A 12125-nucleotide genomic window follows, 5' to 3' on the forward strand; every position below is an offset into this window, starting at 1 on the left:
AAATCTTAAAAGTCGATCTTCTTGTCTAGCTTCTTCATTGCCTTAGACAGAGCCTTGTCTGCCTTGCTCTGAATCTTCTCGGCGTTCTTACGTGCCTTCTTGGCTTTTTTGCCGTGCTTCTTCTCGGCATCCTTCAGAGCATCGTTGGCCTTGTCCTGAGCCTTCTGGGCAGCCTTGACGGTGCTCTTCTTGGCAGTCTTGGCGTTCGAACGCGCAGCATCGAGCCATTCGTTGGCTGTCTTGGACCAATCGCCCTTGTTGTCATTGACATAGGCCTGGGCCTTTTCACTGGAATCCTTAATCCAGTCACCAGCCTGGCCGGTGAAGTCGCCTGCCTTTTCGCGAGCCTCATCCCACATCTTCTCGGAGTCGGACTTGGTTGGCAGTGCCTGCTGCACCTTCTTGCCGGCCTGCTTGGAAGCATGCTCCGCGCGCCACTTCAAACCAGGCTTGCCCTCAGTGTCCTGGGAGGCGATGAACAAGCCGCCCAGCAGAGCAGACGAGGTAGCAAAGTTGTTCAGACGAGCACGACGTTCGCCTTCTTCGTCCGCAGCCCAGAATGCATCACGAGAAATCAGCGTCGGCAGGGTAGTGACAGCCAAAGTAGCGGCAGCGAAACGCGGTGCCTTGCCAATAGCGAACAGGGAACCAGCGCCCACCTTGGTGCCGCCCAAGATGCGGGCGACAGTCTTTGGGCTGTCTGGAATAGCGTCCGCGATGTCCGCTGGGACAACCTTGCGCACGCGCTTGATCAGGTCTTCGGTGGTGTCAACACGCTCGTTGGTCTTACGCAGCGCATCAACGCCGTCGAGAATAAAGACCGAAGCCAGCATTGGTCGTGCAATCTTGCGGATCATAGCTAGTAATGCTCCTTGTGATAGTAGCTAGAAGTACTAGAGGTTAATTCTACGCCATAAGCGCGCAGAATGTGGCCGGTATTACTGGCAGAAAACCGCGAGCAGCCTCACGGATTCGACGCCGAGCCGTGCAGGTAGTTATCGCGCTTTAGTGCCGGACGGTGACCACCCAACTGCTGCCCAAATGCGGGCTTACCAGCGGCGTTCCCACCATTCTTCCAGTTTGCCGCGCTCTTCGCCCAACGTCGTCGGATTTCCGTGTCCTGGCCAGACTTTGGTTTCGTCAGGGTACTGCTCGAAGATACGTCCATTGACGTCATGGAACAGGCGCACAAAATCGCCCTCAGAATCTGTCTTTCCCAGACCACCGGGAAACAGCGAGTCGCCGACAAACAAATTCGGCACACCATCAATCACAGCGGCCAAGGCAACTCCGCCAGGAGTGTGGCCGCGCAGAATAATCACCGGGTATTCCTCGCCGGCAAATTCCACAACATCACCGTGGTGCAGTTCGACGTCGATCTCACCCGGAATTGCCGGAGCATCCAGATGCGATGCGTAGTGTTTCGCTCCGGTCTTTTTCAGAACCTCTTCCACGGCACGGGTGTGATCCCAGTGCCGGTGCGTCGTCAACACGGCGGTGATGGTTACGCCGAGTTCTTCCGCGAATGCCAACAACTTCGCGGCATCGTCGGCGGCGTCGATCAGCAACGCTTGGTCGCCGTCGACAAGAAAATAACACTGATTGTCCATCTCGGACACGGATAAAGAATGTAGCGCGAGAGTGCTCATACCCACAGTTTACGGATACTTCATCGAGATACCTGTTTCTGCCTGCGGCCTGGTAGTTTTAAAGAGTCTAATTCTTATATAAACCGGTTTTTACAGCTAAATTTGTGGGAAGGCTTGGTGGCTCCGTGGCAGACCGTTTAGTGGTCAAAGGTGCGCGTGAACACAACCTGAAAGGCGTGGATATTGATTTGCCGCGCGATAAAATGATCGCTTTTACCGGGCTGTCTGGCTCGGGTAAATCGTCGCTGGCGTTCGACACTATCTTCGCCGAGGGGCAGCGTCGTTACGTGGAATCGCTGTCATCGTATGCCCGGATGTTTTTGGGGCAGATGGACAAACCGGACGTGGAGTTTATTGAAGGTCTATCGCCGGCGGTTTCGATTGACCAGAAATCAACTAACCACAACCCGCGTTCCACCGTGGGTACCATCACCGAAATTTATGACTACCTGCGTTTGCTGTTTTCGCGCGCGGGCACCCCGCATTGTCCAACGTGCGACGCCGTGATTGAGCGACAAACCACGCAGATGATCGTCGACCAGGTGCTTGAGCACGAAGAAAGAGCCAAGTTTCAGGTGCTGGCGCCGGTGGTGCGTACGCGCAAAGGTGAGTTTGTGGATCTGTTTGCTGACCTCGCGGCGCAGGGGTTTTCGCGTGCTCGCATCGACAGCGAAATTTACCAGCTCAGTGACCCGCCGACGCTGAAAAAACAGATTAAGCACGATATCGACGTGATCGTGGACCGTTTGCAGGTGAAGGCTTCGCAGAAACAACGGCTGACTGATTCGGTCGAGACGGCGTTGCGGCTTGCTGACGGCCTGGTCACGATTGATTTTGTGGATGACCCGGAATCCACCCGGATGTTTTCTGAGAAATCCGCCTGCCCGAATGGGCACGCGTTGACGATCGACGAGTACGAGCCGCGGTCGTTTTCTTTCAACTCCCCGTATGGTGCCTGCCCGTCCTGTGATGGATTGGGTTCGCGCCATGAGGTGGATCAGGATTTGTTGATTCCGGATCCGGATGCCCCGGCGAATAAATCTGTGCAACCGTGGTATGCCAGCCCGAACCAGCGCTATTTCATCAAGTTGGTCGAAGGTTTGGCGAAGGCCCTGGATTTTGATCCAGAAACACCGTTTTCGGAGCTTACTAAGCAACAGCGCGATGCTCTGGTCAATGGCACGAAGACTGAAGTTCGTGTGCGTTACCGGAACCGTTACGGACGCCAGCGGGATTGGACGGCACCGTTTGAGGGTGCGGCAGGTTATGTCCGGCGCAAGCTCGATACCGCGGAATCCGATTCGCAAAAAGACCGCTTCATGGCTTATACCCGCCAGGTGCCATGCAAAAAGTGTAAAGGCACGCGTTTGAAGCCGGAGATCCTCGCGGTGCGGTTGGCCTCGACTTCGCACGGTGAACTGTCCATCGCCGGGCTGGCCGAGTTGCCAATCGAAGAGGCCACGCAGTTCCTGGATACGCTGCAACTGGATCACCGCAACGAAATCATCGCCGGTGCCGTGCTCAAAGAGATTCAAGCGCGCCTGCAATTTCTTGTCGACGTCGGCCTGACCTATCTCACGCTCAATCGCGGTGCTTCCACCCTTTCTGGCGGTGAGGCGCAGCGCATCCGCCTGGCAACGCAAATTGGTGCAGGTTTGGCCGGTGTGTTGTACGTGTTGGACGAGCCGTCCATCGGCTTGCATCAGCGTGATAATCATCGCCTGATTGCCACGCTGCAAAGGCTGCGCGATTTGGGTAATACGCTGATCGTCGTCGAGCACGATGAGGACACGATTCGTGCCTCCGACTGGATGGTGGATATCGGCCCTCGTGCTGGCGAATACGGTGGTGAGGTGGTCTACCAGGGTGAGCCTGAGGGAATCGAGAGTTGCTCTGGGTCATTGACCGGTGATTACTTGTCCGGGCGCAAGGTCTTGGCGGTTCCGGAGTCGCGCCGCCCAATTGATAAGGAGCGGCAACTCACCGTCGTCGGTGCCCGAGAAAATAACCTGCGTGGCATTAACGTCACCATCCCCCTGGGTGTTTTGTGTTGCATTACCGGTGTTTCCGGCTCGGGTAAATCCACCGTCGTGAACGGAATTTTGGCAAAGACTTTGGCCAACGAGCTCAACCGAGCCCGCCAGGTTCCCGGCCGGGCTAAGCGCGTGGAAGGCATCGAAAACCTGGACAAAATGGTGCAGGTGGATCAGTCACCGATTGGGCGAACTCCGCGTTCCAACCCAGCGACCTATACCGGCGTATTCGATAAGATCCGTAACTTGTTTGCTGAAACTCAAGAGGCCAAGGTGCGCGGCTATAAGCCCGGCCGGTTCTCCTTCAACGTCAAGGGTGGGCGCTGTGAAGCCTGCCAGGGCGAAGGCACGCTGAAGATTGAGATGAACTTCCTTCCGGACGTGTTCGTGCCGTGCGAGGTGTGTCAAGGCGCGCGCTATAACCGTGAGACGCTGGAGGTGCACTACAAGGGCAAAAACATTGCCGAAGTGCTGAATATGCCGATTTCGGAAGCCGCGGAGTTCTTCGAACCGATCACCTCGATCCACCGTTATCTGGACACGCTTGTCGACGTCGGCCTGGGGTATGTGCGCCTGGGGCAGTCGGCGACGACGTTGTCTGGTGGCGAGGCGCAGCGCGTAAAGCTGGCCTCCGAATTGCAGAAGCGCTCGCACGGACGCACCGTTTATATTTTGGATGAGCCGACGACTGGCCTGCACTTTGAAGATATTCGCCGCTTGATGCTGGTAATTCAAGGCCTGGTGGACAAAGGCAACTCTGTGCTGATTATCGAGCACAATCTTGATGTGATCAAGGCTGCGGACTGGATCGTCGACATGGGGCCGGAAGGCGGTTCCGGTGGCGGCACCGTGGTGGCACAGGGAACCCCAGAAGACGTGGCGCAGGTGGAAGCTTCGTATACCGGGCAATTCTTGGCAGAAATACTCAATAAATAAACACCGATGAGCTGCCTGTCGCGATTTGTGTTGGCTCAGTGCATATGCTAACTTTCAATGCACTACCACCTAGGGTTCCGTCCAGGAACTTAGGTCACAAGTGGAGTCTCCTCCCACCTCATGCCGCTGCTTAAGTTGGCTACGGGTAAAAGGTACATACCGGTACCACGGCAACATATGCCGACTGTCCCGGTATGTGTTTTTCTCGGGGAGTACTCCTATTGTGGCAGGGTAGACGTTTCATTCGCCCCTTTTGAACTTAGGAGTCACACATCAGCGCTGAAGCTCGCATTAATGAGCGTATTCGAGTACCGGAAGTCCGTCTTATCGGTCCTGAAGGTGAGCAGGTTGGTGTCGTTCGTACCGACGATGCCCGCAAGGTTGCTTACGAGGCCGATCTCGATCTAGTTGAGGTTGCCCCAAAGGCAAAGCCACCTGTCGCCAAGATCATGGACTACGGCAAGTTCAAGTATGAACAAGCCCAAAAAGCCCGTGAGTCCAAGAAGAATCAGCAGCAGACCGTCGTCAAGGAGCAAAAGCTCCGTCCGAAGATTGACGACCATGACTATGAGACCAAAAAGGGCAATGTTGTCCGCTTCCTGGAAAAGGGCTCCAAGGTCAAGGTAACCATCATGTTCCGCGGTCGTGAGCAGTCGCGCCCTGAACTTGGTTTCCGCTTACTGGAACGCTTGGCTAACGACGTCGAAGAATATGGCGTCGTGGAAGCCAAACCGAAGCAGGATGGTCGCAACATGACCATGGTGCTTGGTCCAGTACGCAAGGGCAAGAAATAACGAACCGTCAATTAAAGGGATTAAGGAAACTCCATGAAGCAGAAGACCCACAAGGGCACAGCAAAGCGATTCAAGCAGACTGGTTCCGGCAAGTTGCGTCGTGAGCAGGCGAATCGTCGCCACCTGCTGGAGCACAAGCCTTCTAAGCGCACCCGCCGTCTGAAGGGTGACGTTGACGTTGCACAGGCTGATCAGAAGCGCATCAAGCGTTTGCTTGGCAAGGCCTAAAGGCCCACTCGTTTCATCCCACATCAGTACCAACAACAAGATTTAAGGAAGTTTCACCGTGGCACGAGTAAAGCGGTCCGTTAACGCCAAGAAGAAGCGTCGCACAATCCTGAAGTCCGCAAAGGGCTACCGGGGTCAGCGCTCCCGCCGCTACCGCGTAGCAAAAGAGCAGTGGTTGCACTCCATGACTTACGCTTACCGCGACCGTCGCGCGCGTAAGTCGGAATTCCGCAAACTGTGGATCCAGCGCATCAACGCTGCAGCCCGCATGAATGACATCACCTACAACCGTCTGATCCACGGCCTGCGTTTGGCTGAGATCGAGGTTGACCGCAAGATGCTTGCAGAGCTGGCTGTCAACGATTTCGACACCTTCTCCGCATTATGTGAGGCTGCCAAGTCCGCACTGCCTGCCGACGTCAACGCACCGGCAAACGCTTAATTTCCCGCGCAACACCGTACGTATGCGCCACACGCCCTCGGAAGATTCCGGGGGCGTTGTGCTGTGCTCACACCGCCTTAGATTCCGCGAGGCTGTTGCCGTAGACTTAGCCTCCATGACGCTAGATTTCTCTGAGCCGTTTACAGAGCGCACCCCACGCGTATCCCGCGCTGCAAAACTACACCGTGCAGCCGCTCGCAAAAAAGAACAACGCTTCCTTATTGAGGGAGAAAATGCGGTAGATGCTGCAGTATCGACGGGTGCGGCTACTGACGTGTTTGTTACCGAATCTGCGGCGAAGCGCTTCGCGCACATCGTGACCACCGCTGGGTTTATGGACGTTTATCTCCATCCCATCACCGATGGTGCCGCCAAGCTGCTATCAGAAACCACTACCACGCCCGGTATTTTTGCCGTTTGCTTGCCGGTAATGTTTAGCGCTGGCAAAATCATCAAGTCCTCGCCCAGATTGCTGACGGTTCCGGTAGAAACCTCCGAACCCGGCAACGCCGGCACATTGATTCGAGTCTCGGATGCCCTCGGAGCAGATGGCGTCGTGTTTGCGGGAAACACCGTCGATCCGCACTCTAATAAGGTCGCGCGAGCCTCCGCAGGTTCGCTATTTCATACCCCGGTTGCCCGCGAGACGGGAATCAATGACGTGGTAGGCCAGTTGCGCGCTGCCAATCTGCAGATCCTCGCTACGGCTGCCGATGGCGAGATCAGCCTAGAAGAAGCAGAAGAAACTGGCATGTTGGTAAAACCTACGGCGTGGTTGCTGGGCAATGAAGCGCACGGACTTTCTGACGACGTCGCAGCCCGAGCTGACCACCGCGTGTCCATCCCAATTCGTGGCAACGCAGAATCGCTGAACTTGGCGACAGCAGCATCAATTTGCCTATACGAATCCGCGAAAGCGCAGAAGCGAGCCCGCTAGCGGGAGTGGTGTTGCCTCGTTTAGCGCGAGCGCGCAGGCTGCATATATAAAATTGATGCCGCTAACCGTTGTGTCATAACGGTCGCTAGACTGGCATGCGGACGATACTGAAATTTCACCCATTAATACTAACCACCTGACGATTAGCGCGAGGATAGCCGACGTGTCGAATGCACCTGATAACGGAACTGACATTGATTTGAGCCAGGAAGCCCTGGACGCTGCTGCCGAGAAAGCGATCGCAGATTTCTCTGCGGCATCCACCATGGAAGAGCTCACTGAAGCTCGTCGGCAACATCTTGGTGATGGTGCTTATATTCCGCGTGCTCGGCAATCGTTGGGCTCGTTGCCGAAGGATCAGCGCAAAGACGCCGGTAAAGCTGTGAACATGGCGCGCGGCAAAGCAGAGAAGTTTTTCGCAGGCATTCAGGCGGAATTAGAAGAGCAGGAACGCCAAGCGCAACTGGTCCGCGAAAAAGTTGACGTCACCATTCCAACTACGCGGCATCAGACCGGTGCTTTACATCCAATTACTGCCTTGTCTGAACGCATCTCGGATATTTTCATAGGTATGGGGTGGGAGATTGCCGATGGTCCCGAGGTGGAAGCCGAGTACTTTAATTTTGATGCGTTGAACTTCAAGCCAGACCACCCAGCTCGTACGCTGCAGGATACGTTCCACGTCGGCAAGCCAGGCTCACAGCAGGTGCTGCGTACCCACACTTCGCCGGTGCAGGTGCGTTCGATGCTAGAGCGCGACGTGCCGCTCTACATCGCCTGCCCAGGGCGTGTGTTCCGTACCGACGAACTCGACGCCACTCACACCCCGGTCTTCCACCAGATCGAAGGATTGGCCGTCGACAAGGGCCTGAATATGGCTCATCTCCGCGGCACCTTGGATCACCTGGCGAAAACGCTGTTCGGCCCAGAGACCACGACGCGTATGCGCACCAATTATTTCCCGTTCACTGAGCCTTCCGCTGAAGTTGATGTCTGGTTCCCAAACAAAAAAGGCGGTGCAGGTTGGATCGAATGGGGTGGCTGCGGCATGGTCAACCCCAACGTCTTGACTGCCGTTGGGGTAGACCCGAACGAATACACCGGTTTTGCCTTCGGCATGGGCCTGGAGCGTACCTTACAGTTCCGTAATGGCCTGTCAGATATGCGCGACATGGTCGAAGGCGACGTTCGCTTCACCCTGCCATTTGGAATCCACGCTTAAGTACCAACCCAGAATAAGGAGCCGCAACTATGTTGATCACCCAGAACTGGGTTACCCGTCTACTGAACCAGCACAATCCGGAATGGGCCGTCAGCCCGGCCGACTTCGACGGTGGTTACGTCCGCGTTGGATTCGAAACCGAAGGCTATAAGGCAATCGAAGAGACCACCGGCCCATTGGTATTCGGGCGGGTAGAAGAAATTGAAGAACTCACAGAGTTTAAAAAGCCGATCCGTTATTGCCAAGTCAACGTTGGTGAGGCAAATGGCACCGGTGAGATGCAGGGAATTATCTGCGGTGCCCGGAATTTCGCGGAAGGTGATCTTGTGGTGATCGCGCTTCCCGGAACCGTGCTCCCGGGTGGTTTTGCCATCGGCGAGCGTAAGACCTATGGAAAAATGTCTCGCGGCATGATTTGCTCTGTGGCTGAGCTGGGTCTCACCGATAAATCTGACGGCATTTTGACTCTCCCGGCTGCTGCCGGTGAGCCAGGCGAGGATGCCCGTGGTTATTTGGGCTTGGATGATGTCATCTTTGATGTCAACATCACTCCAGACCGTGGCTATGCGTTGTCCGCCCGTGGATTGTCGCGCGAAATCGCTTCGGCGTTCAATCTGAAGTATGTGGATCCCGCAGTCGACCCGACCGTCGCAGGGTTGAGCATCGACGGCGTGCCTGCTGCCGACGGTGAAACCCTGTCCGTCAGCATCGCCGAGGACACCAAGACCCGCCGTTTTGGGTTACGCAAAGTCTCTGGGATTGACCCAACTGCGCAGTCACCATGGTGGATGCAGCGCGAACTGATGCTTTCCGGCCAACGCCCGGTCAACGCAGCCACGGACATCACGAACTACCTGATGTTGCTGTTGGGGCAGCCGATGCACGCTTTCGACGCCGACAAGATCCAGGGCGGGCTTACCGTGCGGTGCGCAGAAGAAGGCGAGAAATTTGAGACGCTCGATCACATCAACCGCACCCTGAATGCGAAAGATGTTGTGATCTGCGACGAATCCGGAATTCAGTCCATGGCTGGCGTGATGGGCGGAACCACCTCTGAAGTCAGCGATGAGACCACCGACGTCTATTTCGAGGCTGCAAATTGGGATCCGATCACTGTGGCTCGCACTTCACGTCGGCACAAGTTGTCGTCGGAAGCCTCCCGTCGTTTTGAACGTGGTGTCGATCCGGCACTGGTCGAGGTCAGCCTCGATCTGGCCTGCGCGCTGCTGGCAGATATCGCTGGCGGCACCGTAGAAGCCACCCGTACTGTGCACGGCGATGTTCCTGCCATGCCGGAAATTTCCATGGACGTGAATTTCCCATCGCAGATCGCTGGCGTCGACTACCCTGAACAGTCCGTTATCGGCCGTGTAGAAGAAATTGGCGCGGACGTCGTCAAGGATGGAGACCAGTTGCGTGTGACTCCACCAACCTGGCGTTCTGATCTCGGGGTTGCCGTCGATCTGGTGGAAGAAGTCTTGCGCCTGGAAGGGCTGGAAGATATTCCGACGATCTTGCCGACGCCTTCGGCAGGCCGTGGCTTGAGTCCCGCGCAAAAACGTCGCCGCGCAGTTGGCCATGCTTTGGCGTATTCCGGTTATGCGGAGATCTTGCCGACGCCGTTTATCGCCAATGACACCTTCGATATCTGGGGATTGGCCGCTGACGATCCACGCCGCAATACCGTTGCGGTACAGAACCCGCTGGAATCTGACCACGCAGTTTTGGGCACCACGTTGTTGCCATCGATGTTGGATGCGGTACGGCGCAACGTCGCCCGGGGCCGTGATTCGGTTGGTTTGTTTGGTCTCCAGCAGGTGAGCTTTGCCTCTGCGGACTACACGCCAATGCCGTCGGTTGCCAACCGGCCCGATGATGCCACCGTGGCGAGTGTCGTCGATAGTTTGCCGCGCCAGCCTTTGTACGTGGCTACCGTGGGGTCAGGTGAACAGGAATTTACTGGACCGTGGGGTAGTGGTCGGCACTATACCTATGCAGATGCGATTGAATCTGCGCGTATCGTGGCGCGTGCCTGCGGCGTAGAACTTGAAATTGCGAATGCAGAATATTTGCCATGGCACCCGGGACGCTGTGCGCAGCTGAGTGTTGCGGGCACCGTGGTTGGTCACGCCGGTGAGTTGCACCCACAGGTTGTTGAGGCTCTCGGATTACCGGCGCGTACGTGCGCTATGGAATTGAATCTTTCCGCATTGCCGTTGGACGAGTCCTTCCCGGCACCACGGTTGTCGGCATTTCCTGCTTTGCACCAAGATTTGGCGCTGGTCGTCGATGATGAGGTTCCAGCCGAGACTGTGCGACGGGTTGTCGAATCCGCGACTGGTGAGTTGCTGGAGTCCGTGGAACTGTTCGATGTTTTCCGCGGTGAGCAGGTCGGAGCAGGCAAGAAATCACTGGCTTTTAACCTGATTTTCCGTGCTGCTGATCGGACGCTGACCGACGAAGAGGTTAATGAATACCGTGTACAAGCTGCAGAGAAAGCACGAGTGGAGCTGGGAGCACAGATGCGCGCTTAGCGTGCTCAATCCTTGGATCAGTGCTTAGCCGCAGAAGAATGGATTTCTAGGTCACAGTATTTCACTGAAATTTGGTTTAGTGAAGTACTGTGATCAGACATCATGAAACACCGAAGACGCTCGTTGAGTAGGGGTTAAGCAGCAATCTGCAGATACACAAACGCGCACTACCAGGATTGGTAGTGCGCGTTCACGTTAGGTGCTCTCGTGATTGGGCAGCCTATGGCTGCACCTAATTTTTAGACCAGGGAAGGAACTTCTGCGACCAGCGAGAAGAGATCCTTTGGGTCTTCGGGGTTGGCGATCAAGTCAATGTCGGTCTCAAGCTCGGTACCGGCCACATCATCGCGGAGGTAACGCAGAGCAGAGAAATCGTTGATGGCGAAACCAACGGAATCGAACAAGGTAATCTCTTCATCCGAGGAACGACCCTTTTCCTTGCCGGTGATGACCTTCCAGAACTCAACTACCTCGTAGTCGTCTGGCTTCTGCTGGATCTCACCTTCGATGCGGGTCTGCTCAGGCAGTTCGACGAAGACGGTGGACATATCCAGGATGCCTTCAACCAACTCGGTCTTGCCAGGGCAGTCGCCGCCAACGGCGTTGATGTGTACGCCCGGCTTGACGTGCTGGGTGCCCAGAATCTGGTTCTGTGCCTTATCCGCGGTGCATGTGGTAATGATGTCTGCACCCTCGACGGCTTCTTCGGTGGTGGAGCAGACAGTGATGTTGAAGCCCAGAGGTTCCAGGTTGCGGCGAACCTTCTCTAAAGCCTCGGGGTCTACGTCGTAGATACGGATGTCTTCGATGCCCAAGTTGCCGCGGAAGCCGAGTGCTTGGAATTCAGCCTGTGAACCGGCACCGATCATGGCCATGGTCTTGGAATCTGGGCGCGCTAGCTTCTTGGCCACCATGGAAGATACCGCTGCGGTGCGCAGTGCAGTCAGCAGCGTCATTTCCGACAAGAAGGTTGGGTAACCATTGTCGACGTCGGCTAGCATGCCGTACGCGGTCACAGTCTGGAAACCACGTGCCGGGTTGGATGGGTGGCCGTTAACGTACTTGAAGGAGTACTCTTCGCCGTTCGATGTTGGCATCAGCTCGATGACGCCGAATGGGGTGTGGCTAGCAACGCGAGGGATGAGGTCGAAACGCTCCCACTCGGAGTAATCCTTCTCCAAATAGCTGACCATACCGGTGATGATCTTTTCGACACCTTCGCGCTGGATCCAGCGTGCCATGTTGTCGACATCTACAAATTTGACCATGAGTGTGTGGTCTCCTTTCGTACTGAGTTTGTTGTTTCGAATCGGTTCCGACGTGACTACTTGTGTGTCACTGAGTTCAAGC

10 protein-coding genes are annotated in these 12125 nt (G+C 55.9%); 7 read left to right on the forward strand and 3 right to left on the reverse strand.

The annotated features are described in order from the left end of the window. Nucleotides 1-5: 5 nt before the first annotated feature. Both ACP8MI_RS05000 and ACP8MI_RS05005 read right to left on the reverse strand, forming a co-directional pair. On the reverse strand, nt 6-857 hold the full coding sequence (locus ACP8MI_RS05000) for a DoxX family protein (protein ID WP_126844703.1): 852 nt from the start codon (nt 855-857) through the stop codon (nt 6-8). A gap of 192 nt (nt 858-1049) precedes the next feature. Then, on the reverse strand, nt 1050-1649 hold the full coding sequence (locus ACP8MI_RS05005; RefSeq protein WP_018120125.1) for an MBL fold metallo-hydrolase: 600 nt from the start codon (nt 1647-1649) through the stop codon (nt 1050-1052). A gap of 125 nt (nt 1650-1774) precedes the next feature. Here ACP8MI_RS05005 and uvrA point away from each other — a divergent pair, with 125 nt between their 5' ends. The 7 genes from uvrA (at nt 1775) to pheT (ending at nt 10775) form a co-directional block, all read left to right on the forward strand. Continuing rightward, nucleotides 1775-4618 carry an excinuclease ABC subunit UvrA gene (gene uvrA / locus ACP8MI_RS05010; protein ID WP_249606485.1) on the forward strand — a complete coding sequence of 948 codons (2844 nt, stop codon included), beginning with the start codon at nt 1775-1777 and terminating at the stop codon, nt 4616-4618. Between the two features lie 272 nt (nt 4619-4890). Beyond that, the gene (gene infC, locus ACP8MI_RS05015; protein ID WP_082150525.1) at nt 4891-5412 is read left to right on the forward strand and encodes a translation initiation factor IF-3; all 522 of its coding nucleotides are present in this window, start codon (nt 4891-4893) and stop codon (nt 5410-5412) included. A 33-nt stretch (nt 5413-5445) separates the two neighbouring features. Next, on the forward strand, nt 5446-5640 hold the full coding sequence (gene rpmI, locus ACP8MI_RS05020) for a 50S ribosomal protein L35 (RefSeq protein WP_018120128.1): 195 nt from the start codon (nt 5446-5448) through the stop codon (nt 5638-5640). Between the two features lie 58 nt (nt 5641-5698). Beyond that, nucleotides 5699-6082 carry a 50S ribosomal protein L20 gene (gene rplT, locus ACP8MI_RS05025; RefSeq protein ID WP_021352214.1) on the forward strand — a complete coding sequence of 128 codons (384 nt, stop codon included), beginning with the start codon at nt 5699-5701 and terminating at the stop codon, nt 6080-6082. A 115-nt stretch (nt 6083-6197) separates the two neighbouring features. Next, nucleotides 6198-7019: a TrmH family RNA methyltransferase gene (locus tag ACP8MI_RS05030; RefSeq protein WP_018120130.1), complete on the forward strand. Its 822-nt coding sequence runs from the start codon at nt 6198-6200 to the stop codon at nt 7017-7019. A gap of 163 nt (nt 7020-7182) precedes the next feature. After that, on the forward strand, nt 7183-8241 hold the full coding sequence (pheS, locus tag ACP8MI_RS05035) for a phenylalanine--tRNA ligase subunit alpha (protein ID WP_018120131.1): 1059 nt from the start codon (nt 7183-7185) through the stop codon (nt 8239-8241). 29 nt (nt 8242-8270) lie between these two features. After that, on the forward strand, nt 8271-10775 hold the full coding sequence (gene pheT, locus ACP8MI_RS05040) for a phenylalanine--tRNA ligase subunit beta (RefSeq protein ID WP_126844706.1): 2505 nt from the start codon (nt 8271-8273) through the stop codon (nt 10773-10775). A gap of 239 nt (nt 10776-11014) precedes the next feature. Here the strand turns inward: pheT and ocd are convergent, their stop codons facing one another. Next, a complete protein-coding gene (ocd, locus tag ACP8MI_RS05045) occupies nt 11015-12043 on the reverse strand; it encodes an ornithine cyclodeaminase (protein WP_018120133.1) in 1029 nt (342 codons plus the stop codon). Nucleotides 12044-12125: the final 82 nt, after the last annotated feature.

The sequence above is a fragment of the Corynebacterium sp. LaCa_70 genome (assembly GCF_058182015.1).